Genomic DNA, 16,562 nt, shown 5'->3' with positions numbered 1-16,562 from the left:
GCCCGGGACGATCCGGGCGGCAGCCGTGGGCGTGAGCGGAGGAGGCGGTCAGTCCTCCAGGTCCACCGAACGGCCGCTCTCGGCGCCGATCTCGGCCACGATCTGCTCGGTCACGTCGGCGGGAATCGCCGAGTCGACGGTCAGCGCGATCAGCGCCTTGCCGCCCTTGACGTCGCGGGCCACCTGCATCGAAGCGATGTTGATGCCGTGCTCGCCGAGCAGCCGGCCGACCACGCCGACGATGCCGGGACGGTCGGTGTAGGTCAGGAACGACAGGTGCGCGGTCGGCTCGATCTCCATCTCGTAGCCGTTGACCTCGACGATCTTGGTGATCTGCCGGGGGCCGGAGAGCGTGCCGGAGACCGAGACCTGGCGGCCGTCGGCGAGCACGCCGCGCACGGTCACCACGTTGCGCCAGTCGGGGCTGTCCGAGCTGGTGACCAGCTCGACGGTGACACCGCGGTCCTTGGCGAGCAGCGGAGCGTTGACGTAGGTCACGGAGTCCTCGACCACGTCCGTGAAGACGCCCTTGAGCGCGGCCAGCTCGATCACCCGCACGTCGTGGGAGGCGATCTCGCCGCGCACCTCGACGTCCAGCTTGGTCGCGACCTCGCCCGCCAGCGCGGTGAAGACCCGGCCGAGCTTCTCGGCCAGCGGCAGGCCGGGCTTGACGTCCTCGGCGACCGCGCCGCCCTGGACGTTCACCGCGTCGGGCACGAACTCGCCCGCCAGCGCCAGCTTGACACTCCTGGCGACCTGGGTGCCGGCCTTCTCCTGGGCCTCGTGCGTGGAGGCGCCCAGGTGCGGGGTGACGACGACCTGGTCCAGCTCGAACAGCGGGCTGTCGGTGCAGGGCTCCTTGGCGAACACGTCAAGCCCCGCCCCGGCGACGCGCCCCTCCTTGATCGCCGAGTACAGCGCGCCCTCGTCCACGATGCCGCCGCGGGCCACGTTCACGATCCGCACGCTCGGCTTGACCTCGTGCAGCTCCTTGTCGCCGATGAGCCCGATCGTCTCCTTGGACTTGGGCAGGTGCACGGTGATGAAGTCGGCCTGCTTGAGCACCTCGTCGAGGCTGAGCAGCTTGACGCCCATCTGCGCGGCGCGGGCCGGCGGCAGGTACGGGTCGTAGGCGATCAGCTCGACGCCGAACGGCTGGAGGCGCTGGGCCACCAGCTGGCCGATCTTGCCAAGGCCGAGGATGCCCACGACCTTCTCGTCGAGCTCCACACCGGTGTACTTGGACCGCTTCCACTCGCCGTTCTTGAGCGCGGCGTGGGCCTGGGCGGTGTTGCGCGCGCTGGCCAGGATGAGCGCGATCGTCTGCTCGGCCGCGCTGGTGATGTTGGAGGTCGGCGCGTTGACGACCATGACACCGGCCTTGGTCGCCGCCTCGACGTCGACGTTGTCCAGGCCGACACCGGCGCGGGCCACCACGCGCAGCTTGGGCGCCGCGGCGATCGCCTCGGCGTCCACCTGAGTGGCGGAGCGGACGATCAGCGCGTCCACGTCCGCGAGGGCGGGCAGCAGCTGGGAACGGTCGGCGCCGTCGGTGTGGCGGACCTCGAAGTCGGTGGCCAGCACAGCCAGGCCAGCCTCGGACAGCTCTTCTGCGACCAGTACGACGGGCTTGTTCACGGGTGTGGATCCTTAGGGCATGCGGCGGGCGGGAGGGACACGGCGACGGGTCCCTCGGATCCCACCGATTCTATCCGCGCTTGTGAATGTGTTCACGAGGGACCCCAGGATTGGAGACGGCCTGGGCCGTACCCAGACGAGAGCAAAGTCATCCACTCCGCTCCCATCTTTGTCTTGATCGGGAGATTTATTAACCATTAGCCTGATAAGCCGTGACCGACTACCTATGGTTCGTCATATGAGCATCGGGAATCCTGCGCTTGCCGACGTGCTCGCCCAGCACGGCGGCCCGCACCGCCTGCTGGCAGCTCTTGCTGACAGCGGAGTCCTGGTGGCCGTGCGACCAGACCGCTCCGTCGTGCTGGGAACGACCCAGGCCGGCGATCGTGTGCTGCTCGGCTACACCAGCTTGGCCACCTACGCCAGGCACCGCGGCAGTCATTCCCTGTCGGCCTGCGACGCCGACACCATCCTCGACATCCAGCGCGTCACCGGCGTGCGGGAGATCGTGATCGACGCCGCGGGGCCGGCGGCCGCCGCCGTCCCCATCGACGACCTCCAGCGCTTCCTCACCACGACCAGGACGGGGCCCACGCCGGTCCTGTCGGGCGCCGCCCCCGCCGCCTACGCGACGGGCGCGATGGCCACGGTGTCGCGGGGAGGCACGCTCGCGCAGGTCGCCCCGCCCACCCCGGACGCGCCCGCGCTGCCCTGGATCCCGGCGCCCCGGCCGCACCTGTCGGGCCCGATGCAGCAGGTGGACCCCGGCTACCGGCGGTGCACGCACCCGATCCTGCCCGCGCTGCGCCAGGCGATCGCGCAGTTGCTCATGGACTACCCGCTGGTGCACCACATCTGGATCTCCGAGGCCCGCACCGCGTCCGGCGTCACCGGCATCATGCTGCACGTCAAGGTGCACATGTCGGCCGCCGAGGACGTGGTCCGCGACCTGCACCGCGGCGTCCGCGCCCGGCTGCCGCAGTTCGCGGCGAGCGGCGCGCCGATCCTCATGGCGCGGGTGGCGGACTCACGCAGCGAGCGCCGGATGATCGAGATCGGCGCTCACGTGGTCTGCGCGAACGTCTGCGACTAGCCAGGACGACGGCGACACCCCGGCGGTTTCGGACCGACGGCAGTGCGGCGACCCCAGGCGGTTTCCGGCGGAAGGCGGTACGGCGCTCCAGGCGGGCTCACCGCTGACGGCTGTGCGCGGACAGCGCGACGACCGCGGCCCTGATGGCGGGCCGCGGTCCTCGCGCCGGTCGTCTCTCTGGCGTGCCGGTGCCGCCGCGTCACGCCAGGCGGCGTCCCAGCACCAGGCGGGTCCGCGTGAACAGCCCGGCCACCAGCGCCGCCAGGACGGGCAGGCCCAGGACGACCCCGGCCAGAAACAGCCAGGGCACGGCGATCGTGGTGGACTCTCCGGGGGACCCGCCCATCCGCGTCATGGGCCAGGTGAGCGCGATCCCCACGGCCCCGCCCGCGACCGTCCCGACCAGCGCGCCGAGGCCCGCGACGTAGCCGGCCTGGGCGGCCACCACCAGCCTGCGCGTCCGTGACGGACCGCCGACGGCTGACAGGGTGTCGAGGTCGCGGCGCATGTCGGCCGCCGCCAGGCCGGTGGCCGCGAACGTGCCGCCCAGCACCAGGACGAGCGCCCCGCCGAGCAGCATCCAGAGCTGCGGGATGCTGATGTCGTCGGGTCTCTCCTGCAGATAGACGGACGCCTCGGCGCTCACCGCCCTCAGGTCGCGCTGGAAGCGCGGCATGTCGACCGGGCGGTAGTGGACATGGAGGGTCCGTTCGGCCAGGCTCAACCCCGCCGACTTCACGGGTGCCGCCGGGAGCACGGCGCCGAGCTGCCTCGGCTCGGCTCCTGGGGCGACGACGGCGGGGATCCGGATCTGGGCCGGCTTCCGGGGAGGACTGTCATAGACGGGCAGCACGTCCATGATCAGGACGCCGTCGCGCACCATGCCGGGATCGAACACGACGGCCTTGCCCGCCGCCAGCGCCGCCGCCGCCTGCGGATCACGCCGTCCCTGGAGCAGGGCGAGCAGCCGCTCGTCACCGATCCGCAGGGGACCGATGAAGTACCGGCCGGCTGAGGCATGGTGCACGACTTTTAAGGCGACTGGATGTCCCTTCTTGTCGTATGCGTCCAGCGCGGGGGTGAGAGGCAGACCCGGCAGCTTCTGCTCGACCGCCTGGCGAAGCCGGGCCCAGCCCCGGTCGTCGAGATCGAGCCCGCCGACCGCGAGAGTGCCCTCAGGCGCGGACGGGCCGGCCACCTTCTCGAAGGCGGCGGAGAAGCTGGTGACGCCGATGCCCATCGCGACCGCTCCCATGGTGGCCGCCATGACGGCGGCCGTCGCCGAGGCGGTGCGGACCCGGTGGCGGGCGGCGTCCCTGATCGACAGGCGCGCGGGCAGCGGGAAGCGGGGGGCGAGGCGCGCGGTGACACGGATCAGCCACGGCGTCAGGGCGATCAGCCCGAACACGACGGGCACGGAGGTCACCAGGATGGCCACCTCGTCCCTGCGAGCGGCCAGCGCGGTCGCGGCGAGCCCGAGCACCAGCAGGGCAGCTCCGACGACCGGCAGCCCGGCGCGGTCGCGGACCTCGCTCTCCCGTCCCGCCAGCACCTGGGCCGGGCTCTGCCTGGCCGCCTGCACGGCGGGTACGACGGCCGCGACCAGCCCGCTGACCAGCCCGAGCGCGGCGACACCGAGCACCTGGAGCCATGGCACGTCCGGCGGGCCGAGCGAGCCCAGCAACCGGGCGGTGAGGGGCGCTCCGAGCAGCGCGGCGCCGACGCCCAGCGCGGCCCCCAGCAGGGCCGCCGCCCCGCCCAGCACGAGGCCGTCGGCCAGCACGATCCTCCGCAGCTGCGCGGGCGACCCGCCCTGGGCCGCGATCACGGCCAGCTCCGTGCGCCGCCGCCGCAGGCCCACGGCGAAGGCGGGCCCCGCCAGCAGGACAGTCTCCATCACGATGAACAGCACGCCGACTCCGAAGCCGACGACGGTGGAGCTGGAACCGTTGCCGCCCAGCTCGATGGGGACCGTCACGCGCGCGTTCCCCACCCGCACCCTCGGGGCGGGAGCGGGCGGGTTCTCGATCACCGCGCGGGAGCTGACACGCAGCCCCGCGTCGTTCAGCCGCCGCACGTCCTGCCACATGACGGGGGCGGGCGTGTCGGCCAGCCAGCCGGTGCCGGCCCCGTCGGTCTTGTCGAGCAGCAGCACGTCCCGCAGGCTCACGGCCTCCGGCCGGTGCGGATGGTGCGGGTGTTCGACGACGCCCACCACGCGGACGGGTCGGTCGCGCCGGGTCACCTTGATCGTGTCGCCGAGGCGCACACCCCGGTCGAGCAGCGCGGGCGTGACCGCGACCTCGTCGGACGTGGCGGCGAACCTGCCCTGCACCAGGCGGCGGATCCCGCGGGTCAGCGGGTCGCGCAGGTCCAGTTCCAGCGCGCTGACCTCGTCGTAGCCGTCGGCCAGGTGGATCTCCACGCTGCCCTCGTCGTAGGGGATGAGGCGCCCCCGGAGCAGGGCGTTGATCTCGGCCGCCGTGTAGGGCGGCTGCTGCCGCTGGGGCTCGTCACCGTAGGTGGTGTAGAACCTGCCGGCCGCGTCCTGGTTGACGGGGGCGCGCTGCCTGATCGTCTGGACCAGCGCGTCGGCCGTGCCCAGTGTGGAGGTGAGGCCCTCGCGCGGGCTGACGTCCGCGGTGGAGGCGGCGGTGAGCAGGGCCGAGATGACCAGCACAGGTAGGCCGATCATCACCATGATGAGCGCGCTGCGGCCCCTGAAACGCAGCGCGTCCCTCCCGGAGATACGCAGGAAGACGCTCACCGGGCGCTCTCCAGCCCCGCCGAGGCGGAGTCGGTGAGCTGCCCGTCGCGCAGGAACACCACCCGGTCGGCCCAGGCCGCGTAGCGCGGCTCGTGCGTGACGAGCAGCGCGGCGGCGCCCGCGTCGCAGCGGTCGCGCAGCAGTTGCAGGATCTCGTCGCCCGTCGCCGTGTCGAGCGCGCCGGTCGGCTCGTCGGCCAGCACCAGGCGGCGCTCCCCGACCAGCGCCCTGGCGATCGCCACCCGCTGGCGCTGGCCCCCGGACAGCTCCGGCGGGAAGCGGTCGGCGACGTGGTCCACCCCGACCGCCGACAGCACGTCCAGCGCCTCCTGACGGGCCTGCCTCGTTCGCACGCCGCCCAGTTCTCTGGGCAGCATCACGTTCTCCACCGCCGTCAGGGACGGGATCAGGTTCAGGTCCTGGAACACGTACCCGACGCTGCCGCGTCTGAGGGCGGCCAGGTCCTTGACAGTCGCGAGGTCCTTGCCTTCGATCGTCACCCGGCCCGAGGTGGGCCTGTCGAGGCCGCCCGCCAGGTTGAGCAGCGTGGACTTGCCCGACCCCGACGGGCCCATCACCGCGACCAGCTCGCCCCGTGCGACCTCCAGGCTCACGTCCCGTAACGCCTGCACCTGGCCGTGTTCGCGGGTCACGGCCTCCAAACTCACCACAGTCATGTCTTCTCCTTGAGAACGGCCTCGCAGTGGTCCAGCCAGCGCTGTTCCGCCTCGGCCTTGAAGATCATCGAATCGAGGACGAGCCGCTGGGCCAGCCCCTCCTTGGCGGCGGTCCGCTTGGCCCTGGTCAGGTCCTGGAGGGCACGCATGGTGGCGGCGCGCTGGGTCTGGACCACCGCGGCCAGATCCGCGTCGCCGGCCGCGATGGCCATGGCCAGCTTGATGGCCAGCTCGTCCCGAGGCCGGTCGGACTGGTCGACGGGGGTGCTGAACCATCGCTCCAGTTCCCCCCGACCGGCCTCGGTGATCGTGTAGACGGCTCTGCCCTGGTCGTCGGCCCCTCCGGGCTCGACCAGCCCGTCACGTTCCATGCGCGACAGCGTCGTGTAGACCTGGCCGATGTTCAGCGGCCAGGTCGCCCCCGTGGACGCCTCGAACTCCACCCGGAGCTGGTAGCCGTAACGCGGCCCATTGCTCAGCAACGCGAGCAGTCCGTGTCTGATCGACATGAATACTGAGTATGCATACTCAGTATGCTCATCGCAAGAGAACGCCGTATTCTGGACAGGACCCGCCGTTCAGGCCGATACTCTGGACATGAGCTCGACGCAGCCGCCGTTTCGCGCATCCGACGGGGAACGTGATCGTGCGATCGACGAGCTTCGCGACCGCGCCGTAGAGGGCCGCATCTCCCACGACACCTTCGTCGGCCGAGTGGACCAGGCGCTGCGGGCACGCAACCGGCACGAGCTGGACCAACTGGTCGCCGACCTGCCGCGGCGCCCCACCGTCAGGCAGCGGCTGACCGAGATGGTCTCCTCCGTCTCCGACTTCACCACCCGGATGCAGGCGGCCTGGCGCAGGCCGCGGCTGCCCCGGCTGGCCCTGCCGGACGACGACCGCGTCCGCTACGTGGTCGGGCGCGGCGCCGCCTGCGACCTCGTCCTGTCGGACCTGACCGTCTCCCGGGTGCACGCCGAGCTGCGCCGCGCCGACGACGGCGAGTGGACCCTGGTGGACCTGGGGTCGCTGAACGGGACCCGGCTGAACGGCTGGCGGCTGGTCGGGCCCGCCAGGATCAGGTCGGGGGACGAGGTCTCCTTCGGCGACTGCGGCTTCCTGCTCACCTCGAGCCTGCAGTCCCTCTGACCCTCGAAATCCCCCGGATGGGACGTGCCGCCACACTTCGGCCCGCCCAAAGATACGAATATTTGCGGATTACAAGCCGCTCGCGCTGACTCATGATCCGAGGCGAGACCCCCCAGTCCCTTGGAGACCCCATGCGGCGCACCTCAGCCTCCCTCGTCGCGGGCTCGCTCGTCGCGGCCCTCGCGTGGGCGTCCAGCCCCTCCTCCCCCGCGGTCGCGCTCGAACCCTCAGCGGGCGTGGCCGACCTGACCCAGGACATCAACCAGATACTCGCCGACTCCCGGCTCACGATCGCCAGGGCAGGAGTGGTCGTCAAGAGCGCCGCCAACGGCGAGGAGCTCTACGCCACCGACGCCGGGAAGCTCATGACCCCCGCGTCCAACACCAAGCTGTTCACCTCCGCCGCCGCAGCCGAGGCGCTCGGCCTCGACTACCGCTTCCCCACCACCGTGCTGAACACCGGGCGCAAGGCCGGCTCGGTGCTGACCGGCGACCTCGTCCTGCGCGGCACCGGCGACCCGACCATGTTGGCCGAGGACTACGACGCGCTGGCCGCCAAGGTCGCCGAGGCGGGCGTCAAGGTCGTCACCGGCAAGCTGGTCGCCGACGACACCTGGTTCGACTCCGTCCGGCTCGGCACCGACTGGGCCTGGGACGACGAGACCGCGTACTACGCGGCGCAGATCTCGGCGCTGACCGCGTCCCCCGACAGGGACTACGACGCCGGGTCGGTGATCGTGTCGGTGGCGGCGTCGGGCGACAAGGTCAAGGTCACCACCACGCCGGAGACCGACTACCTCAAGATCGTCAACAAGGCCACGGTCGGCTCCGAGACCGACGTGCTCATCGAACGGCAGCACTCCACCAACACGGTCGTGATCACCGGCACCGTCGCCGACCCGTACCAGGAGTGGGTCGCCGTGGACGACCCCACCCGCTACGTCTCCTCCCTGTTCCGCAAGGCGCTGGCCAAGCACGGTGTCACGGTGCTCGGGCCGACGGTCACCGGCGCGGCCCCGGCCGGGGCGTCCGAGCTGGCCAAGCACGAGTCCATGCCGCTGAGCGAACTGCTCGTGCCGTTCCTCAAGCTGAGCAACAACATGCACGCCGAGATCCTCACCAAGGCCATGGGGCGCAAGGTCGCCGACCAGGGCACCTGGGCGGCCGGGCTCAAGGTGTCCACGGACTTCGCCAAGGCCAACGGCGTGCAGGTGCTCAACATGCGCGACGGCTCCGGCCTGTCGCGCCGCGACGGCTTCTCGCCCGGCTCGATCGCGCAGCTCCTGACCGCCGTACGCGGCAAGCCGTGGTTCAAGACCTGGTACGACGCGCTGCCCATCGCGGGCAACGCCGACCGCTTCGTCGGCGGCACGCTGCGCAGCCGCATGCGGGGCACGCCCGCGGCCGGCAACGTGCACGCCAAGACCGGGTCGCTGACTGGCGTCACGTCGCTGTCGGGGTACGTCACGAGCGCGGAGGGTGAGCCGCTGGTGTTCTCCATCATGCTCAACCAGTACCTGTCGGGCTCGCCGAAGGACATCGAAGACAAGATCGCGGTGCGTCTGGCCCAGTTCTCCCGCAGCGCCGCCGTCAACGCTCCCACGCAGCTCCGCGAGGCGCCCGCCTCGACCTCGTCCGACCTCGAATGCTCCTGGCTCAAGCCCGCCGAGTGCTGACTACCCAGCCCTGGACGGCCTGGCACGCCTAGGCCGTCCGGACAGTCCGACCGCGCCCTCCCGGCAGGCCCTCACCTCCGGCCTCGTGATCAGGCCCCCGTACAGGGGAAGGACTCCTACGAGCGCACGCACTCGTAGGGGGCCCATGCACTGGCACGCCTACACCTGGACAGGCGACGGCGAGGAGCAGGAGAGGGAGGACGAGCGCCGTCCCGACTCGCCGGACTTCCTCAGTTCGCCGCTGCCGCCGATGCGCACGGGCGACTGGCTGGCGAAGCCGTCCTCGCGGATCGTCGCCACCTTCGACGAGGTGGAGCCCGCCGTGGACTGGCTGGCCGCGCAGTACGCGAAGCTGAGCGCCGCACTCCTCCACCCGAACGGCGTCGGGCTGCGCACCCGCCTGGAGAACGCGTCCGACGCGCTGCCGCGCGGCGTGGACGTGCAGTGGGGCGAGTGGCTGTCAGGCGGCCGGTTCACCACGGTGGCGATGATCTGCTGCCCGAACAGGCACACCGACCATCGCTGCCCGGTCCGCCGGTCCAGAGTCCGCCGCTGATCGGCCCGCGGCGGTCAGGACGGCGGCGCGTCGCGGCCGGAGGCCGGCTGCCGCGGGGTTTCCACGGTGGACAGGGCGGCCGTGAGCGCCTGGTCGACGGTGCCGTGCACAGGGAGATGCTCCTCGACCCGGGTCACCCGGACGAGCCTGGCGGGCATGGGTTGCAGCACGGCCAGCCGGACGGTGCCGCCGTGCCTGCCGGCGAAGGCGTGCACGTTCAGCAGCGCCCGCAGCCCGGCGCTGTCCATGAAGCGCACCTCGGCCAGGTCGAACACCAGGTGGTCGCCCGGCCGCTGGCGCGACTCGCTGACGAAGACGTCGAACTGACCGACGGTCGTGTGGTCCAGGTCTCCGCCCGCGGCGATCACGGTCACGCCGGGCAGGTGCTGGCAGGTACAGGTCAGCCCGGCCATCAGAACTCCCAGCAGGCAGGGGAGGTGAGCGTTTTCGGATCTTCCCGCCCATCGTATGCGCTGGGTCGGCCGCGCGGAACGATACTCGCGGTTCGACCGCTCTCCTGCCGGGGCACGCCACCCGATCGTGGCCGGGCGGTCAGGTCCAGAGCTCCGCGATGCGGGGTGCGAGGGCGAGGCCCTGGGCGTGTCCGGCCGGCTCGGGGGCCGGCCTTCTTCCCCGTCGCGACGCTCGCCTCGCCACGGGGCGGGGCAGGCGCCCCGTGGCGAGAGCGGGTGGTCAGGCCTTGAGCCAGCTCATCATCGGGCGGAGCTTGGCGCCGGTCTGCTCGATCGGGTTGTTCGCCAGCTCCTCGCGGTGACGCTTGAACTCGGTCTGGCCGCTGTCGAACTCCTCGACGAGCTGCCTGGCGAACGTGCCGTCCTGGATCTCGCCCAGGATGCGGCGCATCTCCTGACGGGTCTCGTCGGTGATGACGCGCGGGCCGCGGGTGTAGCCGCCGTACTCGGCGGTGTCGGACACCGACCAGTACATCTTCGAGATGCCGCCCTCGTACATCAGGTCGACGATGAGCTTCATCTCGTGGAGGCACTCGAAGTAGGCGACCTCCGGCTGGTACCCGGCCTCGATCAGGGTCTCGAAGCCGGCCTTGATGAGCTCGGACACGCCGCCGCAGAGCACGGCCTGCTCGCCGAAGAGGTCGGTCTCGGTCTCCTCGGTGAACGTGGTGCGCAGCGCGCCGGCCCTGGTGCCGCCGATGCCCTTCGCGTACGAGAGCGCGAGGTCGAGGGCCCTGCCCGAGGCGTCCTTCTCGACGGCGACGAGACACGGCACGCCGCGCCCGGCCTCGAACTGACGGCGGACGAGGTGGCCGGGGCCCTTGGGGGCGACCATGCAGACGTCGACGCCCTCGGGGGCCTCGATGAGGCCGTAGCGGATGTTCAGGCCGTGGCCGAAGAACAGCGCGTCGCCCTCAACGAGGTTGGGGGCGACGTGCTCGGCGTACAGGTGGCGCTGGATGTGGTCCGGCGCCAGGATCATCGTGAGGTCGGCCTCCTCCACCGCCTCGGACGGAGTAAGGACGCGCAAGCCGTCGTTCTCCGCCTTCTCGCGGCTCTTGGAGCCCTCGGGAAGGCCGACGCGCACGTCCACGCCCGAGTCACGCAGGGAGAGCGCGTGGGCGTGGCCCTGGCTGCCGTACCCCAGCACGGCCACGTGACGCCCCTGGATGATGGACAGGTCGGCTTGGTCGTCGTAGTAGATCTCGGTCACTTGCATATACCTTTCAGGCGGTACGGTCCAGTGCCCTGAGGGACCGGTCGGTAATGGATCGGGCGCCGCGGCCGATGGCCACCATGCCCGATTGGACTAGTTCCTTAATACCGAACGGCTCGAGTACCTTGACAAACGCCTCGAGCTTGTCGGTGGTGCCGGTGACCTCGATGGTCACGGCGTCGGCCGCCACATCGATGCAGCGGGCGCGGAAGAGCTGGACGAGTTCCAGCACGCTGGACCGGTTCTCGGCGTCGGCCTTGACCTTGATCAGCATCAGCTCGCGCTGGACGGACTGCGCAGGGTCCAGCTCGACGATCTTGAGCACGTTCACCAGCTTGTTCAGCTGCTTGGTGACCTGCTCCAGCGGCAGCTCCTCGACGCTGACGACGATGGTCATGCGGGAGATGTCGGAGTGCTCGGTCGGCCCGACCGCGAGCGAGTCGATGTTGAAGCCCCGCCTGCTGAAGAGCGAGGAGACCCGGGCCAGTACGCCGGGCTTGTTCTCCACCAGCACGGAGAGCGTGTGCCTGCTCATGAGTCCTCGCTGTCCCAGACCGGGGCCATGTCCCGGGCGATCTTGATGTCGTCGTTGCTCGTGCCTGCCGCGACCATCGGCCAGACCATCGCGTCCTGGTGGACCACGAAGTCGACCACGACGGGCACGTCGTTGATCTCCATGGCCTTCTTGATGGTCGCGTCGACGTCCTCGGGGCGCTCGCATCGCAGGCCGACACAACCATAGGCCTCCGCGAGCTTGACGAAGTCGGGGATGCGGCGTGTCGTCTGCAGGTCGGTGTTGGAGTAGCGCTTGTCGTAGAAGAGGGTCTGCCACTGCCGGACCATGCCGAGGTTGCCGTTGTTGATGACGGCGATCTTGATCGGCACTCCCTCCAGCGTGCAGGTGGCCAGCTCCTGGTTGGTCATCTGGAAGCAGCCGTCGCCGTCGATGGCCCACACCGTGGACTCGGGGCGGCCCATCTTGGCGCCCATCGCGGCAGGGACCGCGAAGCCCATCGTGCCGAGCCCGCCGGAGTTGATGAACGTGCCGGGGTTCTCGTAGCCGATGAACTGCGACGCCCACATCTGGTGCTGCCCCACACCCGCCACGTAGTACGCCTCGGGGCCGGCGATCGCGCTCAGCCGCTGCATCACGTACTGCGGGGCCAACGAGCCGTCCTCGAACTCCTCGTAGCCGAGCGGGTAGGTCTTCTTCAGCCCGTTGAGCAGTGCCCACCAGTCGCTGTAGTCGCCCTTATCACCGGCCGCCTCGACCGCGCCGATCAGGTCGCCGATGACCTCCTTGCAGTCGCCGACGATCGGCACGTCCGCGTGGCGGTTCTTGGAGATCTCGGCCGGGTCGATGTCGGCGTGCACGATCTTGGCGTTCGGCGCGAACGACGAGAGCTGCCCGGTCACCCGGTCGTCGAAGCGCACGCCCAGCCCGATGATCAGGTCGGACTTCTGCAGCGCGCCGACCGCGGAGACGCTGCCGTGCATGCCCGGCATGCCCATGTGCTGGGGGTGGCTGTCGGGGAACGTGCCGCGCGCCATCAGGGTGGTGACGACCGGGATGTTCGTCAGCTCGGCCAGCCGCAGCAGCTCCGGCGAGGCACCGGCCTTGTGCACGCCGCCGCCGACGTACAGGACGGGCCGCCTGGACTCGGCGATCAGCTTGGCCGCCTCGCGGATCTGCTTGGAGTGCGGACGCGTGACCGGACGGTAGCCCGGGAGCTGCATGGTGGGCGGCCAGGTGAAGGTGGTGTCGGCCTGGAGCGCGTCCTTGGCGATGTCGACCAGCACGGGCCCGGGGCGCCCGGTGGAGGCGATGTGGAACGCCTCCATGATCGTGCGAGGGATCTCCTCCGGGTCGGTGATCAGGAAGTTGTGCTTGGTGATCGGCATGGTGATGCCGGAGATGTCAGCTTCCTGGAACGCGTCCGTACCGATCATGGACGTGGCCACCTGCCCGGTGATCGCCACGATCGGCACCGAGTCCATGTAGGCGTCGGCGATCGGGGTGACCAGGTTGGTGGCGCCTGGGCCGCTGGTCGCCATGCAGACCCCGACCCTGCCGGTCGCCTGCGCGTAGCCCTCGGCCGCGTGACCGGCGCCCTGCTCGTGCCGTACGAGCACGTGCCGGACCTTGGTCGAGTCGTAGAGGGGATCGTAGGCGGGGAGGATGGCGCCGCCCGGGATCCCGAACACGGTGTCGACTCCCACGTGCTCCAGCGCCCTCACCAGGGCCTGTGCACCTGTCATCCGTTCGGTCATCGGCTCGTTCCTTGCGTGGCTGCTCTCGCGTTCAGGACATAAAAAATGCCCCTTCCCACGGCGGTGGGACTGGGGCGGCGCGCAGGTCGAAGTGCTTCGCTATCGGCCCGCGCGCCGGCGAAGTACTACGAGAATCTCACTGCGAAGCATGGCCACACTGTAGCCGCACATCAGGCCATGATGTCAACTTGGTGGGACACAGGTCTCACACAGTGAGACTCGTCCGCATCAGCGAGTCCACCCCTCGGGCCGCCATCGGCCGGGCCACGAGGAAGCCCTGGCCGCGCGTGCAGCCCATCTCCCGCAGCAGTTCGAGCTGCTCCGGACGCTCGATTCCCTCGGCCACCACGATCAGCCCGAGGTCGTGACCGAGCCGCACGATCGTGCGGGTGAGCAGCGACAGGGTCTCGTCGCGGCCGAGCCCCGAGACGAACGACGGGTCTATCTTGATCATGTCGACCGGGAGCTGCCGCAGGAAGGCCAGCGAGGCGTAGCCGGTGCCGAAGTCGTCGATGGCCAGCCGCACCCCGAGCTCCCGCAGCTCGGTCAGCCGCTTGATCGTCTCTTCCGCGTCCTCGACCAGCATCTCCTCGATCACCTCGAGGGTCAGCGCGGACGCGGGCAGGCCGCTCTCCGCCAGCGCCTCCTCGACGGTCTCGACGAACCTGGGCGCGGTGATCTGGCGCGCCGACAGGTTGACCGACAGCCCGATGTCCCAGGACGAGGCCCGCCAGGCGGCCACCTCGCGGCACGACTCGCGCAGGATCCACTCGCTCAGCGGCACGATCAGCCCGGTGTCCTCGGCCGGGCCGAGGAACTGCTCGGGAGGCACGAAGACCGACCCGCGCCACCACCGCACCAGCGCCTCGACCGCCGTCACCCGGGACGTCGCCAGGTCGACCACCGGCTGGTACTCGATGGCGAACTGCTGCTCGATCAGCGCCCGCTGCAGATCTGCGGCCAGTTCCAGCCTGCGCACCACGTCGGCGTGCATCTGCGCGGCGAACACCTCGACCCGGCGTCCGCCCAGCTCCTTGGAACGCGCCATGGCGACGTCGGCGTTGCGGATCAGGTCGCCCGCGGGCATCTCCTCCTCGGTGAAGGCCACGCCGACGCTGGCGGTGAGCGCCACGTCGCGGTCGGCCACCCGGAACGGCTCCTGGGAGACCGCCCTGACGAGCCGCTCGGCCAGGTCGACCGCGAGCTGCGCCTCGCCACCCGTCTCCAGCAGCACCGCGAACTCGTCGCCGCCCCACCTGGCCAGCGTGTCGTCGGGACGTACGGCGCCGCGCAGCCTGCGGGCGGCCTGCCCGAGCAGGTAGTCGCCGCTGGCGTGCCCGACCGAGTCGTTGACCGAGGTGAAACCGTCGAGGTCCAGGAAGATCACCGCGACGTGCCCGGCCGTGCGCCCCGACAGCACCTCGCGGGTGCGCTCCTCGAAGTAGGCGCGGTTGGGCAGCCCGGTGATCCCGTCGTGGAAGGTCAGGTGCGCGACCTGGTTGCGCAGCGCCTCCTCGTCGCTCACGTCGCGGGTGGTGACGAGCAGCATCTCCTCGCCGCCCACGTGCCAGGTCGCCACCGACTCCGTGGGCCGCCAGGTGCCGTCGGACGCGCGCACCCGGCAGGCGATCATGCAGGCGCCAGGGGGCGCGCCCTCGTCGTCGAGGCCCATCGCGCGCAGCGCCGCCTGGATGCCGGGCACGTCCTCCGGGTGGATGTAGTCGAAGATCGTCCCGCCGACGAGCTCCTCGGGACGGTAGCCGTACATGGCCTCGACGCCCGGCCCGATCTCCCGCACGATCCCGTCGTAGTCGCAGCGCAGCACGACGTCGCCGGTGCTCTCGGCCAGCTCTCGCAGCTGCCGGTCGCCGAGCGAGACGAGCCTGCGCAGCCGTATGGTCGCCCCCTCCAGCACGAACACCCGGACGATCAGGAGCAGCACCGTGGAGGCGGCCAGGACGACGACGCCGGTGACGGGCTCCCGCTCGCGACCGCCCGCCAGGTGGACGAGCATCGTGCAGGTGGCGACGGCGACCAGCGCCAGCGGGACCATCGCGACCAGGTTGCCGACGGCCGGCCCGAACGGGCTGCGCGATTCCAGGACGCGCCGGCCCCAGGGAACGGCGGCCAGCAGCAGGAACGCCACCGGCGCGAGCATGAGGCTCCACACCTGCGGGGTCGAGCCGTCGAGCCGCGCGATCGCGGCGCCCGCCTCCGCCACCGTGGTGGTGGCGAGGACGCCGAGCCCGGCCAGGCTGAGCAGCCACGAGTTCGACCTGCCCGTGGCCACGGACGGGACGATCGCGCAGGTCACCAGCAGCGAGATCATCGGCGGCAGCATGGCGAAGGTGAACACGGCCGGGTCGGCGGCGTCGGCGTAGACGTGCCGCAGCGTCACCACCCAGCCGATCAGGAAGAGCGAGGCCGCGGACAGATAGGAGTCGGTGACCTGCCGGAAGACGACCCGGGCGGCCGGGGTGCCGCGGCCGGCCGCGATGAGCGCGCCGCCCGCCAGCATCACGGTGCCGACCAGCACGAGCAGGTCGGCGAAGTTCACCCCGAAGCTGGAGCTCTCCGCGGCGGGCCTGACGCCCACGCCCGCGGCCCACACGACCGCGCCGCCGCCCATCCAGCGGGCGCCCGTCGCGGCGCGGCTCCCCGCCTGCCTGACCGAGGCGACCAGCAGCGAGACTGCGGCGAGCAGCGCCGCGAACAGCCCCGCGATCGCACCGGTCAGCAGGGCCGGGCCGCCCGCTAGGAGCGCGGCCGCGAACCCTGCGGCACCGGCCGCCGCCGCGGCGGCCAGTGGTGCCCGTGGATCACGCGAGCGGATCACAGTCGTTGCCCATCCCGTCTCGATACCGGCAATTGACATCGCCAGTGTGTGCGGTTGCGGGTGCGCGAGTGGTGATAACGCCGATGTCGTCACCGATCTGATAACCACACAGACCATTTGTCACGAAGATTTACTTGACAGTGAGTCAGGAATTCTCAGTAGAAGCAACCGTACGCACCGCAGGTCACGGACCAGCCACGGTCCGGAATC

At 70.9% G+C, this 16,562-nt stretch carries 12 protein-coding genes and 1 pseudogene; 4 read left to right on the top strand and 9 right to left on the bottom strand.

Features of this window, described 5'->3' with window-relative positions:
* Positions 1 to 48: 48 nt before the first annotated feature.
* Positions 49 to 1,638 carry a phosphoglycerate dehydrogenase gene (serA, locus tag ABZ297_RS10500; protein WP_355342606.1) on the bottom strand — a complete coding sequence of 530 codons (1,590 nt, stop codon included), beginning with the start codon at positions 1,636 to 1,638 and terminating at the stop codon, positions 49 to 51.
* A 238-nt stretch (positions 1,639 to 1,876) separates the two neighbouring features.
* Here serA and ABZ297_RS10495 point away from each other — a divergent pair, with 238 nt between their 5' ends.
* Positions 1,877 to 2,731: a hypothetical protein gene (locus tag ABZ297_RS10495; RefSeq protein WP_355342603.1), complete on the top strand. Its 855-nt coding sequence runs from the start codon at positions 1,877 to 1,879 to the stop codon at positions 2,729 to 2,731.
* 199 nt (positions 2,732 to 2,930) lie between these two features.
* Here the strand turns inward: ABZ297_RS10495 and ABZ297_RS10490 are convergent, their stop codons facing one another.
* The 3 genes from ABZ297_RS10490 to ABZ297_RS10480 are packed head-to-tail and all read right to left on the bottom strand — an operon-like array spanning position 2,931 to position 6,684.
* Positions 2,931 to 5,498 (bottom strand): FtsX-like permease family protein, encoded by a 2,568-nt coding sequence (locus tag ABZ297_RS10490; RefSeq protein ID WP_355342601.1) that lies wholly within the window; start codon positions 5,496 to 5,498, stop codon positions 2,931 to 2,933.
* Positions 5,495 to 6,175, bottom strand: a complete 681-nt coding sequence (locus ABZ297_RS10485; RefSeq protein WP_355342598.1) for an ABC transporter ATP-binding protein — start codon at positions 6,173 to 6,175, stop codon at positions 5,495 to 5,497. Before ABZ297_RS10485 ends, ABZ297_RS10490 begins: the two co-directional genes overlap by 4 nt.
* Positions 6,172 to 6,684, bottom strand: coding sequence for a PadR family transcriptional regulator (locus tag ABZ297_RS10480; RefSeq protein ID WP_355342595.1), 513 nt, complete (start codon positions 6,682 to 6,684; stop codon positions 6,172 to 6,174). Before ABZ297_RS10480 ends, ABZ297_RS10485 begins: the two co-directional genes overlap by 4 nt.
* Before the next feature lie 88 nt (positions 6,685 to 6,772).
* On the opposite strand from ABZ297_RS10480, the gene ABZ297_RS10475 reads away from it, so the two are divergent.
* From ABZ297_RS10475 to ABZ297_RS10465, 3 genes are all read left to right on the top strand, one after another.
* On the top strand, positions 6,773 to 7,324 hold the full coding sequence (locus tag ABZ297_RS10475) for a DUF1707 and FHA domain-containing protein (protein WP_355342592.1): 552 nt from the start codon (positions 6,773 to 6,775) through the stop codon (positions 7,322 to 7,324).
* Positions 7,325 to 7,455: 131 nt separating this feature from the next.
* Positions 7,456 to 9,000, top strand: a complete 1,545-nt coding sequence (dacB, locus tag ABZ297_RS10470) for a D-alanyl-D-alanine carboxypeptidase/D-alanyl-D-alanine-endopeptidase (RefSeq protein ID WP_355342588.1) — start codon at positions 7,456 to 7,458, stop codon at positions 8,998 to 9,000.
* Between the two features lie 145 nt (positions 9,001 to 9,145).
* On the top strand, positions 9,146 to 9,556 hold the full coding sequence (locus tag ABZ297_RS10465; protein WP_355342585.1) for a hypothetical protein: 411 nt from the start codon (positions 9,146 to 9,148) through the stop codon (positions 9,554 to 9,556).
* 14 nt (positions 9,557 to 9,570) lie between these two features.
* Here the strand turns inward: ABZ297_RS10465 and ABZ297_RS10460 are convergent, their stop codons facing one another.
* From ABZ297_RS10460 to ABZ297_RS10440, 5 genes and pseudogenes are all read right to left on the bottom strand, one after another.
* On the bottom strand, positions 9,571 to 9,969 hold the full coding sequence (locus ABZ297_RS10460) for an STAS domain-containing protein (RefSeq protein ID WP_355342582.1): 399 nt from the start codon (positions 9,967 to 9,969) through the stop codon (positions 9,571 to 9,573).
* 280 nt (positions 9,970 to 10,249) lie between these two features.
* Entirely contained in the window at positions 10,250 to 11,233 is a 984-nt protein-coding gene (ilvC, locus tag ABZ297_RS10455; protein ID WP_355342754.1) for a ketol-acid reductoisomerase, read from the bottom strand.
* 22 nt (positions 11,234 to 11,255) lie between these two features.
* Positions 11,256 to 11,780 carry an acetolactate synthase small subunit gene (gene ilvN, locus ABZ297_RS10450; RefSeq protein WP_355342579.1) on the bottom strand — a complete coding sequence of 175 codons (525 nt, stop codon included), beginning with the start codon at positions 11,778 to 11,780 and terminating at the stop codon, positions 11,256 to 11,258.
* Positions 11,777 to 13,531: pseudogene (locus tag ABZ297_RS10445) on the bottom strand (acetolactate synthase large subunit); the annotation flags it as partial. The pseudogene ABZ297_RS10445 and the gene ilvN, both read right to left, overlap by 4 nt.
* 190 nt (positions 13,532 to 13,721) lie before the next feature.
* Positions 13,722 to 16,352 carry an EAL domain-containing protein gene (locus ABZ297_RS10440; RefSeq protein WP_355342576.1) on the bottom strand — a complete coding sequence of 877 codons (2,631 nt, stop codon included), beginning with the start codon at positions 16,350 to 16,352 and terminating at the stop codon, positions 13,722 to 13,724.
* Positions 16,353 to 16,562: the final 210 nt, after the last annotated feature.

This window comes from Nonomuraea sp. NPDC005983 (assembly GCF_040614375.1).
Classification (GTDB): domain Bacteria; phylum Actinomycetota; class Actinomycetes; order Streptosporangiales; family Streptosporangiaceae; genus Nonomuraea.
This window is presented reverse-complemented; position numbering and strand designations above follow the sequence as displayed.

Excerpts from the sequence above, each read along its gene's own strand:
- ABZ297_RS10475 (WP_355342592.1), top strand. The coding sequence starts at position 6,773 with ATGAGCTCGACGCAGCCGCCGTTTCGCGCATCCGACGGGGAACGTGAT.
- ABZ297_RS10495 (WP_355342603.1), top strand. The coding sequence starts at position 1,877 with ATGAGCATCGGGAATCCTGCGCTTGCCGACGTGCTCGCCCAGCACGGC.
- ABZ297_RS10480 (WP_355342595.1), bottom strand. The coding sequence starts at position 6,684 with ATGTCGATCAGACACGGACTGCTCGCGTTGCTGAGCAATGGGCCGCGT.
- ABZ297_RS10465 (WP_355342585.1), top strand. The coding sequence starts at position 9,146 with ATGCACTGGCACGCCTACACCTGGACAGGCGACGGCGAGGAGCAGGAG.
- dacB (WP_355342588.1), top strand. The coding sequence starts at position 7,456 with ATGCGGCGCACCTCAGCCTCCCTCGTCGCGGGCTCGCTCGTCGCGGCC.
- ilvN (WP_355342579.1), bottom strand. The coding sequence starts at position 11,780 with ATGAGCAGGCACACGCTCTCCGTGCTGGTGGAGAACAAGCCCGGCGTA.
- ABZ297_RS10460 (WP_355342582.1), bottom strand. The coding sequence starts at position 9,969 with ATGGCCGGGCTGACCTGTACCTGCCAGCACCTGCCCGGCGTGACCGTG.
- ABZ297_RS10485 (WP_355342598.1), bottom strand. The coding sequence starts at position 6,175 with ATGACTGTGGTGAGTTTGGAGGCCGTGACCCGCGAACACGGCCAGGTG.